Consider the following 19942-nt stretch of genomic DNA (forward strand, 5'->3'; position numbering starts at 1 on the left):
GGACGACACAAGTCACCTGCTCAATAGATGGACAACCTGACAATTACAGTCCAAGTTTTCTGATTTTATTTCTCAATGTCGTTCTGGTAATGCCCAACAATTGAGCCGCTTTACTTTGGTTGCCTTTACACCAATCAAGCACTTCTAAGATCATGCCCTTTTCTGTTTCTGCGATGACCAAATCATAAAGGTCATTGGTTACCGTTTCATGACCATTTAAGTTTTTTAAATAATGGTGGACGGCACGTTGTGTACACCCTTTTTGAGACTTGCCATCATGCTCAGTTTTTTGCGCTTTAAAGTCATTGACTAACTGATTATTATCTTGCTTGGAATTAATGATTTTCATGGCTGAACAAACCCAATCTCAAATGCCACGGCATTGTCACCAGGGCTCTCAATTTCTAAGCTGAAAGGCACCAAAGTGTTTTTTACAAAGCCACTGGCTATGATTTCATCGGAAACATATTCGTCAGGCAAAAACCTGCGCATTCCAACCACTTTTCCATTCAAGTCAGATAATTTGATTTCAAGCACTGGGAATTGTGCGCTGCTTTCATTTGCATTGATCATACTGGCTGAAATCATCAAAGCTTGGTCTCTACCTGGGTGTGGTCTGATGTTCCTAGAAACCAATGAAATCGCTCCCAAATCCACCTCTTTTTTAATTTGAGCACAAGCAACCCATGAACAAACAGCTTCTGCCCATGGCTTCTCTGGCAATTTCAAAGTACCATTTTGTAACACCAAAACCAACTGCCAACAAATCAATACCACCATGGCTGTAGCCAACAAACCCCAAAAGCCCGAACCAGTAGGTGATTTTTCTTTCTTGACCTTGTTTTCTGTGAACATCGGCGCAACTTCTTCAGCTGACTCTTGTTCATCACCCCATTCCTCTGCATCACCAACAACTTCAAAAGGCTGTTCGTCAATTTCATTAGGGGGTAAATTTTCTGGTAGCAGGTCGTTCAATACTTGCAGCACATCATCATCTGGCTCGACATCCATATCGTAAACGTGAGTCAATAAAGGCGGCGCATTATCAAAATCATGCAACAACAAATCTTCATCTTCAAGAGGTTTTTCTGCACTCAAAGTTTCCAGTGCATCAAACACTGTGCCACACATGTTGCAACGCACTTGGCCACGTGAATGCACCAACTGCTCAACTTCTAGGATGAATTTTTCTCCGCAACCGCGACATTGGGTAAACAAAATATTTGGCCTGTCTTCAGGGTCATGGCCCTGATTTCTGATTCAACCCGTTTTAATCGGGTCAGTTACTCCTCAACGCTTACGCGCACTCACTCGACACCAATCTTGTTCAATTTTTCCTTCAATGTCAACAAAACATGATTCATATTTATCCATGACCTGTTTTTGCTGCTCTGCCAATATACCACTGAGCACAATAAAGCCTTTGTCTTCCAGCATTTCAGAAAACACTGTCGACAACTGCATCAAAGGGGCTGCCAAAATATTGGCCAATACACCGTGTTGGTTTTTTATGCTGGCTACTTGATCAGGTTGAACCACCTTGATGCCATCAGCGACGCCATTTTTGGTCGCATTTTGAAGCGTGGCCTCAATGGCTTGGTCATCAATATCAACACAGATAACCTCTTTTGCGCCGTGCAATAACGCCATAATAGCCAATACCCCTGAACCACAACCAAAATCAACCAGGCGTTTGTCTTTAACATCATGTAAATCCAACCACTCTAAACACAAAGCAGTGGTAGGGTGTGTGCCCGTACCAAAGGCCAAGCCTGGGTCAAGAATCAAGTTAACCGCAGATTCATCAACCACATCAAATCCATCTGGAACCACCCAAGAGTTTTGTCCAAAACGCATGGGTTTGAAATGGTCCATCCAAACACGCTCCCAAACTTGATCTTTTAACTTGGTTGCCAACACTTCTAACTGTGGAAATTGAACTTGTAACCATTGCTTAGATTGTTCATAAAGCTTTAAATCATCATATAAAGCAATGACCTTGATATCCTCCCAGAGTGGCATTTCACCTGGCAAAGGCTCGTATATAGGAGCGTCTTCGGCGTCACTGTATGTGATCCCTACTGCACCCAACTGGGTCAGCATGGCATCCATTGCCTCAACCTGAGGTTGAGGCAATGACATGGTGAGTTCGTAAAAATCCATTTTTTATTTCTGCCTCTGTGGCCTTATTTTTGTTGGTTGAGGCGTTTTTCTAAGTAGTGGATGTTTTGTCCACCAGTAACAAACCCTTGATCTTGCATGATGCGTTGCTGCAAAGGAATGTTGGTTTTGATACCAGAAACCACAGTTTCTGCTAATGCCAATCGCATGCGACGTATTGCTGTGATTCTGTCTTCACCATGTGTGATGATCTTGCCTATCATTGAATCATAATTAGGTGGCACTCGATACCCATCATAAATATGTGAATCAACACGTACACCAGGCCCACCTGGCGCATGAAAAATATCCACAGTTCCAGGACAAGGCATGAATGTATCAGGATCTTCTGCATTGACTCGGCATTCTATTGAATGTCCAGAAATCACAATGTCTTCTTGTTTAATAGACAAAGGCTCACCTGAACCAATCAACAACTGTTGTTTAATCAAATCGACACCTGTAATCGCTTCTGTGACAGGATGTTCCACCTGAATGCGTGTGTTCATTTCAATGAAATAAAACTCACCATCGTCATACAAAAACTCAAACGTACCCGCACCTTCATATTTGATGCGTTTACAGGCTTCCACACACACTTGGCCAATGGCTTGGCGCTGTGCCTCTGTGATACCTGGGGCTGGCGCCTCTTCTACCACTTTCTGGTGACGCCTTTGCATTGAACAATCTCGTTCACCCAAATGAATCGCATTGCCAAATGCATCTGACAACACTTGTATTTCAATGTGGCGTGGGTTTTCTAAGAATTTTTCCATGTAAACGGTATCATCACCAAAAGCCGCTTTGGCTTCTGTTTTTGTGGTGCTGATTGCATGATTTAATGCCGCTTCTGTATGCACCACTCGCATACCACGACCACCACCGCCTGCTGCTGCTTTGACAATCACAGGATAACCAACTCGCTTGGCAATCTTGATATTTTCCTCAGGATCATCTCCCAATGGGCCACCAGAACCGGGAACACACGGCACGCCAGCGGCATTCATGGCATCAATGGCTGCCACTTTGTCGCCCATCAATCGAATAGTTTCGGCTTTGGGTCCTATGAATTTAAAACCCGACTCAACAACAGACTCTGCAAATTCGGCATTTTCAGCCAAGAATCCATAACCTGGGTGAATCCCTTCCGCATCTGTCACTTCAGCTGCAGCTATGATTTTAGGAATGTCTAAATAAGATTCCAAAGAAGATGGCGGGCCAATACATACCGACTCATCGGCCATGCCCACATGTTTTTGGTTACGATCGACCGTAGAATGAACGGCCACCGTTTTGATGCCCATGGTTTGACAGGCCCTGAGAATCCTCAAAGCAATCTCACCACGATTGGCAATCACTATTTTACTGAACATGATGTCCCCCTTTATTCAATTTCAAACAAAGGTTCATCAAACTCAACTGGCTGACCGTTATCAACCAAGATGCGTTTCACAGTACCTGAAAACTCTGATTCAATTTGATTGAACATTTTCATCGCTTCAACCATACACAAAGTGTCTCCCGCTGCTACTTTTTGACCCACTTTAATAAAGGGTTCAGCATCAGGAGATGGTGCGGCATAAAAAGTACCAACCATAGGACTTCTCACCACTTGACCACTCAAAGCAGGTGCCTCATTTGTCACTGGTGTCGCCTCAGCCGCCGGCGCAGCAGAGGCAACAGGTGCCGCTTGCGGAACGGCAAAAGTTGCTTGGGCAGGTGCAGCCATTTGACTGGTGCGAGACAACTTCACTGTTTCTTCACCTTCGGTGATTTCCATTTCTGTTAAAGAGGAATGCTCTAACAGCTCAATGAGTTTTTTAATTTTTCTGATATCCATTGATAGACCTTTTATTTAATTGTGGTGGAAAAGTAGCGAAGCGCCGCCAAATAACCTTCAGAACCCAAGCCTGTGATTGTGCCCAATGCAATATCAGAGAACCAAGAATGGCTTCTGAATTCCTCACGTGCATGCACATTAGACAAGTGCACTTCAACAAAAGGAATCTGAGTGCCCAATAGTGCATCACGCAAAGCAACACTGGTGTGGGTGAAAGCAGCCGGATTGATAATGATACCATCAACGCCTTGTACTGACATCTGATGAATAAAGTCAACCAACTCATGTTCAGCATTAGATTGACAAAACTGCGTTTTGATATTCAGATCATCGGCCAGTTGAGTGATACTTTGATTGATGTCATCTAATGTTTGGCTGCCATACACTTCTGGCTCTCGTGTACCTAACAGGTTCAAGTTAGGCCCATTGACAACAGCAATTTGCATCATATTTATTAAAACTTCGCTTCTAAGTGCGTCGATTTTGAAGCAAACGTCTTCGAATGTCCAGAAACTTGCTTAATTTAATATTTTTTCAAACGTTTGTTTTAATTCCTTTGCTGACTTATAACCAAAGAAATTATGCTGAACCAATGGCGCACCACCGGCTGCAAAAAATAAACTGGCAGGCGGGCCGACAATTTGAAAGTGGCCCATCAATGCCGCATCGATTTCATCATTGGCAGTCACATCTGCCTTTAATAGCGTCAATTGCGAAGACAAGGCAACCAAGTCTGGATCTTGAAATGTGGTTGCCTCCATGCGCTTGCACTCGGTACACCAGTCAGCATAAAAATCAAAATACACAGGCTTGTCACTGGCTTTTAAAGCCGCTTGCAACGCTTCAAGTGATTTGATTTTGGTGAACTCTAGTTTCTTAATTTCTGCTTGACCAACAACTGAAAACACACCTTTCAATGGTTTAATTGGGTCAGTCCCTCCAGCCATTGCACCTACAAGTTGTGCAGCACCAATTAATACCCCCACTACCTTCACTGCATCAAAAAATGAGGCCCATACACCTGTTAATCCGTTGTTTTTTGCATAAGCACTCCACATGAATGCGGAAGTTATGATTAAACCCGCCCACATAAACAACACCACATTGGCATCCAAAATTCGCGACATAAACCAGATTGCCATACCCAATAAAGCGATACCAAAAAATGCTTTAACCACATTCATCCAACCACCTGATGACGGCATCCACTTACCCGCAGAAGTGCCAATCGCAATCAAAGGAATGCCCATCCCCATAGACATAGCGAACAAAGCCAAGCCACCCAAAACGGCACCACTATGCTCTGTAGAAATATAAATCACAGCGGCAGCCAAAGGCGGTGCCACACAAGGACCAACAATCAATGCCGACAAAAAGCCCATCACAGCCACTCCTAAGATGGAGCCACTTTTTTGTTTGTTAGAAATATTGGATAATTTGTTTTGCCATTTGGCAGGCAATTGCAGCTCATAATAACCAAACATCGACAAAGCCAGTAACACAAAGACCACACTGAACGAAATAATGATCCACGGCTTTTGAAATATGGCCTGTAAATTAGCGCCCATCAAACCCGCAACTATGCCCACAACCGTATAGGTCAATGCCATCGCCAACACATAGGTCAATGACAAAACAAATGCGCGTGAGGTACTGGGGTTCTTTTGACCAACAATCAAGCTAGACAGGATGGGAATCATCGGAAACACACAAGGTGTTAGTGACAGCAGCAAACCAAATCCAAAGAATTTTAAAACCGTCAACCACATTGGGTTTTGAGAGATGTTTGCTGTTAATTGCTGTGTTTCCGACAATGACTGAACCTGAATTTCTGGTTCAACAGTTTTTAAAGGTGCCACTTCCAACTGTTCTGCTTTAGGCAAATCTACAGCCACCATTCTTGAATCAGGTGGATAACAAATTTTACCGTCTTCACAACCTTGAAAGGCAACCTCTATATCAACTTGAGACAGTTCAACGGAACGCGAAAATGGAACAGTAATTTCAACCACATCATAATAAACATCTACCAAACCAAACTCAGGGTCGTCTTTCTTCACTGCAGGTGGAAATTCAGGTGAAGCCAAAGCGATACCTTGAGTATATGTTGAAAACTGAATCTGATCTTTGTAAAGATAAATATGAGGCGCCATCGTAAACCTGGCACTCAACGCCTTATCCGACAAGGCAATCACTTCAAATCGAAAAGCTTCACTGACTGGTAATGAAGTGGCACCGCCAAAGAATGAATTCCCTTCATTTGAGAATGACAAAGTAGATGATGTGCTCGAAACCAGCTGATCTCTTGACTCAGGCACATCAAACAACCGTTTCTGCGGCGGGTAACAAATACCCGCATCTGCACAACCTTGGAATTTGACTTCTAATTGTGACCCTGCTTGCGCATCTTGATAAGGGATGTTGATGACCACTTGTTTTCGGTAGGTTTCCACTTCTCCAAAAAACTCATCAGTTTTTTTCTTACCCTGAGGAATCTGTGCTTCAGACAATGAGACTCCCAGTCCATCGAACTTAAATGCATGACGATACAAATAATACCCATCAGCGATATCAAAGGTAACCGCTGCCATACCATCAATTGCAACAACTGTTTGCTTAAAGGCCTCATCAACAGGCAATATTTTTTCTTCAGACCACACCGGCCCAACCAACAGCCACAAGGCCAGCACATTAAATAGTTTCTTCATCTATCCACTTCTTATAAGGTTTTGATAGCGCCACCAGAGGTGTGGCAATTATTTCTGGCACATCATAACTGTGTTGTGTCAAAATTTCCTGTTCTATCCGCTCAAACAAGGCTTCTTTTGTTTTTAATAACAACAAACATTCGTTAGCAGATGCTATTTGACCCTGCCAACGATAAAATGATTGCATTGAATCGATAATTTGTCCACAGGCCACCAACCTTTGGGACAACAACAACTTGACCAAAGCCACTGCCTCCACATCTGACGAACAGCTCACAGTCACCTGTATGTACTTTTCTTCTGACATATTAATCTCGTTTCTGTTTCAATTTATTTAAAATTTAACACAAGCATTTTTGTAATCAAAGACAACTGTGGTTAAACTGTTTGGTCTATGCCTGATATCAGCCACCAAAAATTAAATCAAATTTTAGACGCGCAAAACCAAGCTTTGGGGCTGGTTGTTTCAGATGCGCCATTAACTGACTGTTTAAATCAAATTTGTTTGCTGCTTGAAAAATCGATTCAAAACAAAGACATTATCGTCGGCATTTCAATTCAAAAAGACGACTTTTTCAATCACAGAATTTGTCCCAGCTTACCGGAAGTTTGCTCGCTCAGCATACAAAGAGAATCCAGCCCTTGCACTACACTTCAGTCGATACTTAAAAACCAACCCGTGTTTTCTCAAAATATCAGTACGACTGAACACTGGATATGTGGGCAACAAGTTTTACAGAAAGCAGGCATAAAGGCTTGTGGTTCTTGGCCTATTTCAATCACTGAAAATGAAGTTTATGGTAGCTTAGACATTTACCTCAAATCCCATATGGAACCGAATCGTTTTGAAGTGGCATTGACTCAACACTACGCGCAATTTGTTGCTGTCACCATCGAAAAAAATCAGCTTCATAAAAAACAAAAATCTTTGACTCAGTCAATCCAAGACAGCAACCACCGAATGAAAGCTTTTTCTAAACTGATCCCTGACTTGATGTTTGTACTAAACCATGATGGCACCATAGAAAATTTATTGGGAGGCAGCCCAGACTTGTTGATGATGGCTGAATCTGAGTTTATAGACAAAAAGTATAATGAAGTTCTTCCACCCGATGTCTCCACAAAAGTGGAACATGGCATCACTCAAGCACTGGATAACAATAAAATTCAAGTCATTGAATACAGTTTAGATTTGCCTATTGGAAAAACAGATTTTGAAGGTCGCATCATTCCTGCCGAACAAGACAGAGACACACATGAAAGGCGCCTGCTTTATATGGCGAGAGATGTTACCCAACAAAACAAAGACAAAGCACAAATTGAAGAGCTGGCCTATTATGATTCATTGACTCAACTGGCTAACAGAAGTTATTTAATGGAACGCCTTGAAGAAAAAATTCAGCTGGTGGCCCGCAACCAACTTCATGGGGCTTTAATTTTCGTTGACCTTGATGACTTCAAAAAAATCAACGATTCACTTGGCCACAGCATTGGCGATGAATTCTTGATAATGATTGGTTTAAGGCTAAAACAAGTCATACCTTTGAACGCCGCTTTGGCTAGAATTGGTGGTGATGAGTTTGTCATCTTACTAGATGATTTAAGCATTGACGCTGAACAGTTGAAGTCACATGCAGTAGCACTTTCAGAAATGTTGATTAAACAGGTCAGCAAATCCTTTTTCTATAATAAAGCTGAGTATCAGATTGGTTGCAGTATTGGCATTTCAATATTTGACGGCAACCAAGCGGCCACTGCAGACCAGGTGCTTCAACAAGCTGACATGTGTATGTACCAAGCCAAAAAGATGGGAGGCAAACAATTGGTTGTGTTTGACCAACAATTCAGCGACAACACAGCTCAAAGATTTAAAATTGAGAGTGACATACAAAAAGGCATCAAAAATCATTCCTTTCACGCCTACTTTCAACCGCAATTTAATCATCACAATCAAATCATTTCAGCTGAAGCACTGATTCGCTGGCAAGTGGGCGGAAAAACGGTAGTACAACCTTCCGAATTCATTCCCATTGCTGAAAACTCGGGGCTAATCAACCAATTACAACAAATCATACTTAAGCAATCCTGTCAGCTTATCCAGCAAATAGACTGCCTATTGGGTCATCAAGATTTCACTTTAAGTATCAACATCAGTACCACTCAGCTGAGAACAAAATTGGGGCAGATGTTATTACAAACCATCATGGAACACGGACTTGAGCCCCGTCGGTTCAAATTAGAAATCACAGAGTCGATACTGTTAGATCGATCTCAAGTTGTATCTGAACAGATTGAAGTTTTACAATCGATGGGCTTTCAGTTTTCTATTGATGATTTTGGCATGGGTTTTTCGTCTTTGGCCTATTTACATGATTTACCCATACAAGAGCTTAAAATTGACAAAGCCTTTATCGAACAACGAACCAACCACAAAAAACAACGCGCCATAGTCAAAGCCATTACCACCTTAGCCAATGAACTGGATTTGAATGTCATTATTGAAGGCGTAGAAACAACCCAACAACACCAATTGATTGAAGGACTTAATTATACAGCCCTCCAGGGGTTTTTGTTTGCCAAACCCATGCCCATCAGTGAATTCATGGCATTAATGAAACAAACAGCAAACACGGTCATATAAAGGAACCTTCCCCCCTCTTCTTTTGCCTTTCAAACAAAAAAGCTGCTCAAGTTGACGTATAACTCAACAATTATCCCTGTAACACGCCATTATTTGTAAGACATTCAGCACAAAGCAGTTCATTTTTAAACTTTTTAACTTGATTCACGAATCAAGCAAAGGCCTCTTGTAGTAAAATGCCTGTTTCAATCAACCCGAAATTTGCCACAATGGCCAAACTGTATTTTTATTATTCAGCAATGAATGCCGGTAAAACAACCCACTTATTGCAGTCCAGTCACAACTACCGAGAACGAGGAATGACTTCTCTGATATTGTCTTCATCCATTGATGACCGGTATGGTCAAGGTGTCGTCACGTCAAGGATTGGGCTTTCTGCACCTTCAATTATTTTCAATCAAAGTGAAGATTTGTACGACTTGGTGAAAAGCCAGCCACCGGTTGATTGTATTTTGGTGGATGAAGCACAGTTTTTAAGCAAAGCACAAGTTTTTCAACTGGGTGACATTGTTGACCAAATACACGTACCCGTTCTCGCCTACGGTTTACGCACTGACTTTCAAGGAGAATTATTTGAAGGCAGCCAATACCTTTTGGCATGGGCTGATGAGTTGAAAGAATTGAAAACCATTTGTCATACAGGTAAAAAGGCCACCATGGTGGTGCGGATTGATGATGACGGCAAAGCCATTAAAACGGGCGCTCAAATTCAAATAGGTGGCAATGAAAGGTATGTTTCCGTTTCACGCGCTGAATACAAAAGAATTTTTCATGACGAAGGCAGCATCAAACCTTCACAAATTTCATTACCATTGGACGACATATGAATATTATTTTTTGTGGCACGCCTGACTTTTCCGTTACAGCACTTCAACATCTGATAAACGCTGGACACCACATCCAAGCCGTATTCACTCAGCCAGACAAACCCAAAGGCAGGGGACAAAAAGAGCAAAAAACGCCCGTCAAACTAGAAGCAGAAAAGCATGACATCCCGGTATTTCAGCCAATAAACCTTAAAAGTGAGGTTACACAAGAACTGCTGGCCTCTTTTAAATGTGATTTGATGGTTGTAGTGGCATATGGTCTGATCATTCCCCAAGTAATTTTGGACATGCCCAAACACGGCTGTTGGAACATACATGCTTCAATTTTACCTCGTTGGCGCGGAGCGGCACCTATACACAGGGCCATTTTGGCAGGTGACAAAAAAACCGGCATCAGCATCATGCAAATGGAAGCGGGGCTAGATACTGGGCCTGTTTATAGGATTTATTCCACTGACATCGATGCTCAAGACACGGCCCAAACCTTGCATGATCGCTTAAGCGACCTGGGTGGAAAGGCCATTGTTGATTGTATTCAGTCGCTTGAAAACAAAACATTAGGCAAAGCAGAGCCTCAAAACAACAACCTGGCAACCTACGCACATAAATTACAAAAATCAGAATCTGTTATTAATTGGCACCAACCTGCAGCAGTGATTGAAAGACAGATTCGTGCATTCACACCTTGGCCTGGTAGCAGCTGTGAAGTGGCAGGAGAAGGCTTAAAAATTTGGCAAGCTGAGGTCGTCACAACAAACAATGAAAACACAAAAAACTCTGGAGACATAGCCTTTGCAGATAAAAAACAATTGCATATACAATGCCACCCTGGCCAATTGTCTTTACTCGAAATTCAAAAACCGGGGAAAAAGCGCATGCCCATCACCGCATTGATGGTCAGTAAACCATTGTGGTACACATGAAGAACACATCAAAAAACAACCGGGTACTCAGTTGCCAAGTGCTATATCAAGTGTGCTATAAACACCAACACATCAAACCTGCTTTAATACAAGTTTTACCCAGCGACTTGCCCCAACAAGACAAAGCTTGGATTCAAAACTGTTGCTACCAAACCATGCGTCATTTTCAGGAAATGCAAGCAAGGTGGCAAAAATTTGTGCCTAAAGCCATCAAAGACCAGTTGGTGGATTTGATATTAACCCTCAGTGTGACACAAAAATTTGTCATGGGCGCACCTGACCATGCAACTGTCAATGAAGCCGTCAAAGCATGTAAAAAGTTGAAAAAGCATTGGGCCACAGGGCTGGTCAATAAAGTGTTAAAGAAAGCACTGAATGACACTGCATTTGAACCTCAAACAGCTTCACAAAAGCACAACCACCCAGAATGGTGGATTAAGCAACTCAGAAAAGACTGGCCAGAACATGCAGACCAGATTTTGCATGCCAACAACCAAAAGCCACCTTTGTGGCTGCGAGTCAAAAACCCGGATGCAGCTTTACCACCTGGCCGCCCGCATGCATCAATGAAACAAGCTTGGTTATGTGAAGATGCATCAATTGATATTGGCCAACTATTGAAGCAAGGCGACGTTTCTGTTCAAGATGCAGCGGCTCAATTTACTGCCAGCTTGTTAGACCCTCAAGCAGGGGAAAGAATACTTGATGCCTGTGCAGCACCCGGCGGGAAAAGTTGTCACCTGCTTGAATACCAACCACAAATCATCCTTGATATCCTCGAGTTAGATCCTGATAGGATGAAACTTGTTGAACACAACTTGCACCGCCTGGGCTTGTCAGCCAATCAACTGCTGGTTGCCGATGCTGAGCGTCCTGACAAATGGCATGATGGTCATGCTTATGATAAAATTTTGTTGGACGTGCCTTGCAGTGCCTCTGGCGTAGTCAGGCGAAACCCAGACATGAAAGTGATGCGCCAAGCGGGTCATATCAAACCATTGGTCGACTTGCAGCAATGCATCCTGCATGCCCATGCCGAAATATTAAAACCCAAAGGCAAGTTACTGTATGCCACATGCTCTATGTTTAAGGCTGAAAATGAACGCCAGATGGCTCGCTTTTTAAAGTCCCACCCGCACTTTCAAGAAATACCTATCACTGTTCCAGGAGCGGTTGTCGGGAAGCACGGGCAACAAATCATCACAGGTACAGATGAAATGGATGGTTTTTATTACTGCCTATTGGAGCGTTGCGAATGAGGTTTATTGGTTTCATTTTTTGTCTCATCTTGTCCACCCATTCTCAAGCCGGTGACATACAAGTTCAAAGCATAGAAACTCAGTGGGGTGCGCTCCAACTAACAGTCAACCCACATTACAACATAACGGCCTCAGAAGTGATTAACGAAGCCATAAACAGTGGCATTGTGCTGTCTTTGATTGCCAAGTTACACAGCCGCCAAAGCCGAGACTATTGGTTTGACAACACCATCAGTAAGCACCAACAAACTTTTGAGGTGCGGTACTTCTCACTCAGTGGCCAATATCAACTTCACAACACGGACAATGACGAAAGAAACAGCTTTGTTTCTCTTGCTGATTTGTGGCGTCACATAGAACGCCGAACAGAATTTAAGCTGCCTTTAAATTTGGCCCAAGAAACTGACTATTTTTCTACCCGCTTGCGATTGGATGCGGGGGCTTTACCTTCAGCGATGCAACTTCCAGTGCTCTTATCAAACGACTGGAGATTCAAGTCAGACTGGTTTGAAAGTCCTTTGGACAAACCCAAGTCAGCACAACGCCCATGAACGCCAAACTCAAGCAACTACTGACCAAATCGATTCCCTTACTGATGTTGGTGGCATCGTTGCTTTTGGCTTTGTATTTTTTAATTTTTGCCATCCAAAGTTCTGACCAATTCAATCGCATGTATTTGTGGTTGTTTGGAGCGTCAGTTTTGGCCGTCGTGGTATTGGTGGTTTTAATATTACAACGCATTGTGTGGCTGATCATCAGGCGAAAACAAAATGAACCAGGCATCCAATTAACCACAAGGCTGGTATTGATGTTTGCGGGCCTTTCCTTGCCACCAGTCATTGTGGTCTATTTTTTCGCCAATTTGTTGGTCACTCAATACATTGACACTTGGTTCAATGTTGAAACAGACAGCGCGCTGGAAGATGCCATTGAATTGGGACAAATTTTTCTCGACACACAAACCAAAACACACTTAAACGACGGCAAAGACATGGCCGCTCAATTGGCAGAAATTGACCCACTGAGCCAAAGCATTTACCTCGATCGAATCCTCGATGAAAGCCAGGCTTCTGCATTGAGCTTACACAGCAGCGACGGTCAAATGCTGGCTTCTAGTCAAATTGACCCACTGAAATTTCAACAGCCTGTCTTGCCCAGCAGGGTAATCAACGAAGTGGGGAATAGCAGAAACTATGCTCGCATTGAACCCTATGGTAAAAACGAGCTTCAAATTCGTGTCGCCCTGCCCATTGATAATAAAACCAGTTTAAACATAGGTCAAAAACGTATTTTACAAGCACTGTTCTCTGTACCTAGTGAATATGAATCACTGGCACACAATATCGAAACCCAATACCACCAATACAACAAACAAGCGTACCAACGACAGCAGTTAGAAAACACTTTTGTTATTATTTTAACAGTGGTCCTTTTGATCAGTGTATTTCTGGCGATGTTGCGCGCCTTTTCATCTGCTCGTCGCTTGGTGGCACCCATTAAATCACTGTCAGAAGGCACGAAGGCCATTGCCGAAGGTGATTTCAGTCGCATCATCCCTGTTGAGTCAAACGATGAGCTAGGATTTTTGGTTCAATCATTCAACAGCATGTCGACAGAAATTGCCAGTTCCAGTGCGTTGGCACACCGTGCACAATCTGATGCTGAAGGACAAAGAACTTACTTAGAAAAAGTGATGTCACACATTTCCAGTGGTGTCATCAGTATCGACCAAGATCAGTTGATTCGATTAAGTAACGAAAGTACTAACAGGATTTTGCATTTAGCAGACCGAAGTCTAATTAATCAAAACATAGACTTTTTGGCAATGAAAAACCCAACTTTGACACCTTTGGTTGATTTAATCAAAAGCAAGGTCAGCTCAAAGACACCTCATTGGCAACAAGAGGTTTTGATCGCGGAAGATTCTCTCCGTCGAATTTTATTGGTTCGAGGTAGCCACATCAGTCATGATGAAATTGAAGGCGGCGCGCATGTTGTGGTTTTTGATGACCAAACCATCATCAACCAAGCACAAAGAGATGCCGCATGGAGTGAAGTGGCGCGCCGCTTGGCACATGAAGTAAAAAACCCACTCACTCCTATTCAGCTGTCCGCAGAGCGTATGCAAATGCGTTTTGAAGGTAAGCTGTCAAAAGATGAAGATGAAATCTTGAATCGTGCCACTCAAACCATAGTCGCTCAAGTAGAAAACTTGAAAACGTTGGTCAATGCATTTTCAGATTATGCCAAACCTCCAGAATTGAAAAAAGAATTAGGTGGCTTGAACGACCTCATCAATGAGGTCGTTGATCTGTACTCCATTTCTCACCCAGGGATACATTTTGAAGTGCAACTGGCGCATCCAGAACCTAACTTACTTTTGGATAAAGGGCGAATGACGCAGCTGCTCACCAACTTGATAAAAAATGCACAAGAAAGTGTTGATGAAGGCGAGGTAAAAATTAACATCACTACCCAACAAAAAGACAATCGCTTGCAAGTTTCAATCCAAGATAACGGTCATGGTTTTAAACAAGAAAATTTATCTCAAGTTTTTGAGCCTTATGAGTCAACCAAAACACGTGGTTCTGGCTTAGGACTGGCAATCGTTAAAAAAATAGTAGAAGAACACGGTGGTGAAATCAGCGTTAAAAACCATGACCAAGGCGCGCTGATCGACCTCTTTTTACCCATAGCATAGGAATGTCCATGAAAAACGAACTTCAAAAAAAATTAAAACAAATGAAGCAACTGCCACCCTTGGAAGTTCCGAAACGCAGTTTGTTATTAAAAAAATTAGCTCGCTGCATCAAACAACAGCAATCCAAAATCATTCAAGCCATAAGTGAAGACTTTGAACACCGCAGCGCCAATGAAACTTTGTTGGCAGAAATCATGGTAAGTTTAGAAGAAATTCACCACAACATAAAACACATTGATCAATGGGTCAAGCCACAAACCAGGCACAGCAATTGGAAATTTTATCCTTCAAAGTGCGCAATTTCGCCTCAACCTTTAGGCGTTGTTGGCATCATGGCACCATGGAACTACCCATTTAATTTAGTCATGGCACCGTTAGCGGCCGCCATCAGTGCCGGTAACCGCGTGATGATAAAACCATCCGAAGTCACGCCCAAAACGTCACTACTCATCCATAAAATCATAGCCGATGTTTTTCATGATGACGAAGTGTATGTAGTCCTGGGTGATGTCAGTGTGGCCAGTGCGTTCAGTCAATTGCCACTTGATCACATTTTATTCACAGGTTCCACTCAGGTAGGTAAAATCATTATGCGCAATGCAGCAGAACATTTAACTCCAGTAACACTTGAGCTGGGTGGCAAGTCACCTGTACTCATTGACGACAAATACGATTTGAAAGCAGCCGCAAAAAGCATAGTTGGGGGCAAGTGGTTTAATGCCGGTCAAACCTGTATAGCACCCGATTATATTTTAATCCATAAGGACCGCAAGAAGGCACTCATCAATGCACTGACACAGCAAATTAAAGCCGCCTATCCTAACATCACGGCTAGCAAGGACTACAGTCACATTGTTAATTCATCACATCACAACCGCTTAAATAAATTGCTTGATGGCATTGCAGAAGACCAAATCTTCGCACCACTTGGTACAGATGCACCTGGCAGAATGATGAAACCAGTAGTGGTTGATGAACCGGCTGCGGACAGTCCATTGATGCAAGAAGAGATATTTGGCCCCATACTGCCCATAATTGCAATAGATACGATTGAAGACGCGCTTCAATATGTTAGCCGAAGGGCACGACCATTGACCTTATACCTTTTCAGCAACCACCCTCGAACCATTAAAAAAGTGAGAGAAGAAAGCATTTCTGGCAGCCTCGCCATCAATGATACTTTGGTGCAGTTTGCACAAGAAGGGTTGGCATTTGGTGGCGTGGGAGCCAGCGGAATGGGCGCTTATCATGGCCATCAAGGGTTTCAAGCCATGAGTCACATGAAGTCAGTCTATTACCAATCCAGACTGAACTTTAACTTTATGGCCCGTGCACCTTTCACCAAGCTGAAACAAAAGTTTATCAACATGTTATAAAATGATTGAACTTTCATTTCTAAAAACTGAATTTAAAAGTAAAACTTACAGATTCAACACTAAGTGTTTGAAATGATAAACTTTTGTGGCAGAATAACAAAACAACAATGGGCCGCTTTCCCTTAAGCTGAACTTAAATAATGAAAATATACATACTAGAAGACGATACTGATCAAGCACTGCTGTTGCAATTGTGGCTGAAAGAAAAAAACCATGTCAGTGAAGTTTTTGAAACCGGTCGCGAACTGATTGATCGATTACAAGTCAAACAACCCGACCTGTTGTTACTCGACTGGAACCTTCCTGGCATTTCAGGGTTGGATGTCATGCGCTGGATTAAGTCTAATGGCCATGAAAGCATTCCCATCATTTTCAATTCATCACGAAACAGCGAAGAAGCCGTAGTAGAAGCCCTGACTTTGGGTGCTGATGACTATTTAACCAAACCCGTTAAACAAGCGGAATTAATGGCGAGAATTTCAGCAGTTTCTCGACGTTACAGCAAAGTGTCTCAGAACACAGACACCAGCCCTTATGAATTCTTAGATACCACAAATGAAGTTAACATGAATGACGAAGTCATTTCACTCACAGAAAAGGAATATCAGCTGGCAAAGTTCCTTTTTGGCAATGAAGGCCAAATCACAAGTAGAGATGTTTTATTAGAGTCCATATGGTCTAAATCACCTTCATTATCAACTCGCACAGTAGACACGCACATCAGTAGATTGCGTAAGAAACTTCATTTAGATGGTAACAGTGGCTGGAAATTGGTTTCAATTTACCACAAAGGTTACCGATTGATTAAACTTTAAAAGGAGACATCATGACAGAAAAAAACAATTCAGTTGATCAAATTAGGGACATTCTCTTTGGTGAGCAAACCAAAAAGATTGATAAAAAATTTGCTCAACTCGAAAAAGACATCTCCGCCCAATTCAGTGGTATCAAAAAGCAGCTAGAAGCACTGAATATTCATTTAACTAACAATCTGGCCTCTGCTGAAAAAAACAATGAGAATCATTTCAATCAATTGGTACAGGATCATGAAAAGCACTTAAGCGCTTTAGAAAAGAACCTCAGTAATAAAATCATTGATACCGAAGCCAGCATTTTAAATGAACTACAAACTCAAGTCGAAGACATCAATGGCCGACTGACTCAAAAACAAGATTTGGCACAGTTATTAAAACAATTGGCCGATAAAATTTCCGAGTAAGTGAAAACATGAGTGATGACTATGAAAAGCTGAAAACTTTGCTTTTCAAAGACGAAATAGCTGATTTAGCAGCCTTCCGTCAACTGTTAAATGATGATGATGCCTTGGCACAAAAGCTCAGTTTAGTATTAGAGCAAGCCAGTGACTTAACGTTAAAAAACAACCCAAGCTTCCAAGACAAATTTACCAGCAGTAAACCAGAACACTACCTCAACGCGTTAAAACGCGACCCCAAAGGCCTCACTGCATTATTAACACCCATCATTTCTCCCGTCATCAGAAGTGCGGTCATTCAATCCATGCGCAGGTTCATTTCTGAAATCAATAATACATTGGAGCAAGGGCTTTCACTTAAATACATGAAATGGCGCTGGAAAGCATTTCGCTCTGGAGTCCCTTTAAGCGAAATTGTTTTTGAAAACACCATACAGTACCAAGTCCAACAACTTTTTCTGATAGATAAAGAAACTGGCTTACTGGTTGAATACGCTGGCCAAGAAAGCGATTTGATTCAAGACAAAGAGGCCATGTCAGCCATGCTAACGGCAATACAAGACTTTGTCAGCGATTCTCTGCATACAGATACGGGAACACTTTCGGCTGCAGAATTAGGAGATGATTTACTGTGGGTTTTTCCTGGCAATAAGTTTAATTTAGCCGCACTGATTAAAGGCGCGCCCTCAGGCAGGTTAAGAATCCAACTGGCCGACTTATTAAGCCATGTACACCTTAAATATGGTTTAGATTTTGAAGACCAAAACCTTTGGAATAACCACCTGGCCGCCCGCCATGACTTATCTGAGCATCTGATACAGAAGAAAATACAAAGCGAAAAAAAATTAACCTTATGGCCTTGGTTAATCATTTTAACCCTCGTGATTGCGTGGTTCAGCTACAGCAGATATCAAAAAAACAAAAACACTACAAACAAGCTCAATCAGTTAAAAAACATACCTGGATTGGTAGTGACTGACATCACGTCCAAAGATAATCGATATTTTGTCACAGGCTTTAAAGACCCTTTGTCAGTCGTTTCACATTTGAATGATGTCACATTCAACACAGTATCATTTTATTCGCTTGATGACTCATTGATTGAAAAACGGGCCAATCAATACATCAATCAAGCCAACATCAATACCAGCTTCAAACAAGGGACCATCACACTTTCAGGCGAAAGATCCAAAGACAGTCAAAATGATTGGCATCATTTGACCCTATTACCTGGCATCAACCAGGTCATCAACAACACCACAGCTCATGACCCCAAAGATTTGTCATCACGCTTACAACAATTTACGAGCTCGTATCCGCCACCCAAAGGTGTTGAACTATCAGCAAATGGAAATCAAATCAACGCCTCAGGAATGACACCGGCTACCTTGTGGAATCAGTATTTGAGCAGATTAAAACAATCATTTCCTGACATCAACAGCCAACAATTAAAACCAGTACCTAATAGAGCGAGCCTCGTTGAACAAATCAATAACCAGGCAGTATTAATTCACAGCTTAGAACAACTGAGTGATCAAAATAAAAAACAAATCTTAAAAATTGTTGAGTGGGACAATCAAATTAATCAGTTTTATGAAAAAGGGCAACTCACCCTACATGCCAGAAGTGACTGTCAAGGCTCAATTGAGGAGAGCCTACTCAATAACCAAAAAAGATTGACTATGGTTCATGACTTTTTATCCGAGTCAAACAGCACATTGGCATTGTCAGATTCAGTTAACGAGGCGTGTGAATCTTTAAATCAACAAATAAACCCCAAAAAAATTGGCGTGTGGTTCGAGAAGCAATGATGTTATCAAAAAAAATATGTATGGTTGGTCGTTTTGGTGTAGGAAAAACTTCTTTAGTTGATCGTTATGTTAAAAATCATTTTTCAGAGAAATACCACACCACAGTAGGCGTTAGCATTTCAACAAAAATTGTCAGTGAGCATATAAAGCTGATTATTTGGGACATTGCTGGTTTTGAGCAAGAAAATCATTATGTACCTTATTTAAGAGGCACTCATGGGATAATTTATGTAGCTGACTCTACCAACCCTGAATCAGTCAGCACGCTGGCAACCATCCAAGAAACCAATCCACAACTGAGTGAACTTCCCAGCATATGCTTTATCAATAAAAAAGACTTAACTGACCAAAGGGTATGGGGAAGTGAGCAAGACAGTGTCATTCAAACACTGACAAACAATAGCATATGGACCAGTGCAAAAACCGGTGAAGATGTTGAAAAAGGGTTTATTATACTTTCCCAATTTCTCAAGTGAGTCTGCC

19 protein-coding genes are annotated in these 19942 nt (G+C 42.1%); 11 read left to right on the forward strand and 8 right to left on the reverse strand.

Going from position 1 to position 19942, the window contains the following annotated elements; translation table 11 throughout:
• Nucleotides 1-43: 43 nt before the first annotated feature.
• The 8 genes from FET73_RS03540 to cutA form a co-directional block, all read right to left on the reverse strand.
• Nucleotides 44-349 carry a helix-turn-helix domain-containing protein gene (locus FET73_RS03540; RefSeq protein ID WP_154222524.1) on the reverse strand — a complete coding sequence of 102 codons (306 nt, stop codon included), beginning with the start codon at nt 347-349 and terminating at the stop codon, nt 44-46.
• On the reverse strand, nt 346-1218 hold the full coding sequence (locus FET73_RS03545; RefSeq protein WP_154222525.1) for a zinc-ribbon and DUF3426 domain-containing protein: 873 nt from the start codon (nt 1216-1218) through the stop codon (nt 346-348). The genes FET73_RS03540 and FET73_RS03545 overlap by 4 nt, the downstream gene beginning before the upstream one ends.
• A gap of 72 nt (nt 1219-1290) precedes the next feature.
• Nucleotides 1291-2163, reverse strand: coding sequence for a 50S ribosomal protein L11 methyltransferase (gene prmA / locus FET73_RS03550; protein ID WP_154222526.1), 873 nt, complete (start codon nt 2161-2163; stop codon nt 1291-1293).
• 23 nt (nt 2164-2186) lie between these two features.
• On the reverse strand, nt 2187-3533 hold the full coding sequence (accC, locus tag FET73_RS03555) for an acetyl-CoA carboxylase biotin carboxylase subunit (RefSeq protein WP_154222527.1): 1347 nt from the start codon (nt 3531-3533) through the stop codon (nt 2187-2189).
• 11 nt (nt 3534-3544) lie between these two features.
• Nucleotides 3545-4000: an acetyl-CoA carboxylase biotin carboxyl carrier protein gene (accB, locus tag FET73_RS03560; RefSeq protein ID WP_154222528.1), complete on the reverse strand. Its 456-nt coding sequence runs from the start codon at nt 3998-4000 to the stop codon at nt 3545-3547.
• Between the two features lie 11 nt (nt 4001-4011).
• Nucleotides 4012-4449, reverse strand: coding sequence for a type II 3-dehydroquinate dehydratase (gene aroQ, locus FET73_RS03565; protein ID WP_154222529.1), 438 nt, complete (start codon nt 4447-4449; stop codon nt 4012-4014).
• A gap of 69 nt (nt 4450-4518) precedes the next feature.
• The gene (locus tag FET73_RS03570) at nt 4519-6708 is read right to left on the reverse strand and encodes a protein-disulfide reductase DsbD (protein ID WP_154222530.1); all 2190 of its coding nucleotides are present in this window, start codon (nt 6706-6708) and stop codon (nt 4519-4521) included.
• A complete protein-coding gene (gene cutA / locus FET73_RS03575; protein WP_154222531.1) occupies nt 6692-7015 on the reverse strand; it encodes a divalent-cation tolerance protein CutA in 324 nt (107 codons plus the stop codon). Before cutA ends, FET73_RS03570 begins: the two co-directional genes overlap by 17 nt.
• Nucleotides 7016-7102: 87 nt before the next feature.
• Here cutA and FET73_RS03580 point away from each other — a divergent pair, with 87 nt between their 5' ends.
• The 11 genes from FET73_RS03580 to FET73_RS03630 all read left to right on the forward strand — a co-directional run bounded on the left by FET73_RS03580 (nt 7103) and on the right by FET73_RS03630 (nt 19935).
• On the forward strand, nt 7103-9349 hold the full coding sequence (locus FET73_RS03580; RefSeq protein WP_154222532.1) for a sensor domain-containing phosphodiesterase: 2247 nt from the start codon (nt 7103-7105) through the stop codon (nt 9347-9349).
• A 209-nt stretch (nt 9350-9558) separates the two neighbouring features.
• On the forward strand, nt 9559-10176 hold the full coding sequence (locus FET73_RS03585) for a thymidine kinase (RefSeq protein ID WP_154222533.1): 618 nt from the start codon (nt 9559-9561) through the stop codon (nt 10174-10176).
• Nucleotides 10173-11099: a methionyl-tRNA formyltransferase gene (gene fmt / locus FET73_RS03590; RefSeq protein ID WP_154222534.1), complete on the forward strand. Its 927-nt coding sequence runs from the start codon at nt 10173-10175 to the stop codon at nt 11097-11099. The genes FET73_RS03585 and fmt overlap by 4 nt, the downstream gene beginning before the upstream one ends.
• Nucleotides 11096-12358, forward strand: a complete 1263-nt coding sequence (rsmB, locus tag FET73_RS03595) for a 16S rRNA (cytosine(967)-C(5))-methyltransferase RsmB (RefSeq protein ID WP_154222535.1) — start codon at nt 11096-11098, stop codon at nt 12356-12358. Before fmt ends, rsmB begins: the two co-directional genes overlap by 4 nt.
• Nucleotides 12355-12909: a DUF4390 domain-containing protein gene (locus tag FET73_RS03600; RefSeq protein ID WP_154222536.1), complete on the forward strand. Its 555-nt coding sequence runs from the start codon at nt 12355-12357 to the stop codon at nt 12907-12909. Before rsmB ends, FET73_RS03600 begins: the two co-directional genes overlap by 4 nt.
• A complete protein-coding gene (locus tag FET73_RS03605; RefSeq protein ID WP_154222537.1) occupies nt 12906-15059 on the forward strand; it encodes a sensor histidine kinase in 2154 nt (717 codons plus the stop codon). Before FET73_RS03600 ends, FET73_RS03605 begins: the two co-directional genes overlap by 4 nt.
• 8 nt (nt 15060-15067) lie before the next feature.
• Entirely contained in the window at nt 15068-16435 is a 1368-nt protein-coding gene (locus tag FET73_RS03610) for an aldehyde dehydrogenase family protein (RefSeq protein WP_179952091.1), read from the forward strand.
• 140 nt (nt 16436-16575) lie between these two features.
• Nucleotides 16576-17250, forward strand: a complete 675-nt coding sequence (locus FET73_RS03615) for a response regulator transcription factor (RefSeq protein WP_154222539.1) — start codon at nt 16576-16578, stop codon at nt 17248-17250.
• Nucleotides 17251-17261: 11 nt separating this feature from the next.
• Nucleotides 17262-17654, forward strand: a complete 393-nt coding sequence (locus tag FET73_RS03620) for a hypothetical protein (protein WP_154222540.1) — start codon at nt 17262-17264, stop codon at nt 17652-17654.
• Between the two features lie 8 nt (nt 17655-17662).
• Complete coding sequence (locus FET73_RS03625) at nt 17663-19459, forward strand: hypothetical protein (protein WP_154222541.1); 1797 nt, start codon at nt 17663-17665, stop codon at nt 19457-19459.
• Complete coding sequence (locus FET73_RS03630) at nt 19459-19935, forward strand: Rab family GTPase (RefSeq protein WP_179952092.1); 477 nt, start codon at nt 19459-19461, stop codon at nt 19933-19935. Before FET73_RS03625 ends, FET73_RS03630 begins: the two co-directional genes overlap by 1 nt.
• Nucleotides 19936-19942 lie beyond the last annotated feature (7 nt).

This window comes from Marinicella rhabdoformis (assembly GCF_009671245.1).
In the GTDB taxonomy this organism is placed as follows: Bacteria; Pseudomonadota; Gammaproteobacteria; order Xanthomonadales; family Marinicellaceae; genus Marinicella; species Marinicella rhabdoformis.

Bases quoted from the DNA above. Each gene is read 5' to 3' on its own strand.
- accB (WP_154222528.1), bottom strand. From the start codon at position 4,000: ATGGATATCAGAAAAATTAAAAAACTCATTGAGCTGTTAGAGCATTCC.
- FET73_RS03540 (WP_154222524.1), bottom strand. From the start codon at position 349: ATGAAAATCATTAATTCCAAGCAAGATAATAATCAGTTAGTCAATGAC.
- FET73_RS03585 (WP_154222533.1), top strand. From the start codon at position 9,559: ATGGCCAAACTGTATTTTTATTATTCAGCAATGAATGCCGGTAAAACA.
- accC (WP_154222527.1), bottom strand. From the start codon at position 3,533: ATGTTCAGTAAAATAGTGATTGCCAATCGTGGTGAGATTGCTTTGAGG.
- FET73_RS03625 (WP_154222541.1), top strand. From the start codon at position 17,663: ATGAGTGATGACTATGAAAAGCTGAAAACTTTGCTTTTCAAAGACGAA.
- fmt (WP_154222534.1), top strand. From the start codon at position 10,173: ATGAATATTATTTTTTGTGGCACGCCTGACTTTTCCGTTACAGCACTT.
- aroQ (WP_154222529.1), bottom strand. From the start codon at position 4,449: ATGATGCAAATTGCTGTTGTCAATGGGCCTAACTTGAACCTGTTAGGT.
- FET73_RS03600 (WP_154222536.1), top strand. From the start codon at position 12,355: ATGAGGTTTATTGGTTTCATTTTTTGTCTCATCTTGTCCACCCATTCT.
- FET73_RS03570 (WP_154222530.1), bottom strand. From the start codon at position 6,708: ATGAAGAAACTATTTAATGTGCTGGCCTTGTGGCTGTTGGTTGGGCCG.
- rsmB (WP_154222535.1), top strand. From the start codon at position 11,096: ATGAAGAACACATCAAAAAACAACCGGGTACTCAGTTGCCAAGTGCTA.
- FET73_RS03620 (WP_154222540.1), top strand. From the start codon at position 17,262: ATGACAGAAAAAAACAATTCAGTTGATCAAATTAGGGACATTCTCTTT.
- cutA (WP_154222531.1), bottom strand. From the start codon at position 7,015: ATGTCAGAAGAAAAGTACATACAGGTGACTGTGAGCTGTTCGTCAGAT.
- FET73_RS03615 (WP_154222539.1), top strand. From the start codon at position 16,576: ATGAAAATATACATACTAGAAGACGATACTGATCAAGCACTGCTGTTG.
- prmA (WP_154222526.1), bottom strand. From the start codon at position 2,163: ATGGATTTTTACGAACTCACCATGTCATTGCCTCAACCTCAGGTTGAG.
- FET73_RS03605 (WP_154222537.1), top strand. From the start codon at position 12,906: ATGAACGCCAAACTCAAGCAACTACTGACCAAATCGATTCCCTTACTG.
- FET73_RS03630 (WP_179952092.1), top strand. From the start codon at position 19,459: ATGTTATCAAAAAAAATATGTATGGTTGGTCGTTTTGGTGTAGGAAAA.
- FET73_RS03580 (WP_154222532.1), top strand. From the start codon at position 7,103: ATGCCTGATATCAGCCACCAAAAATTAAATCAAATTTTAGACGCGCAA.
- FET73_RS03610 (WP_179952091.1), top strand. From the start codon at position 15,068: ATGAAAAACGAACTTCAAAAAAAATTAAAACAAATGAAGCAACTGCCA.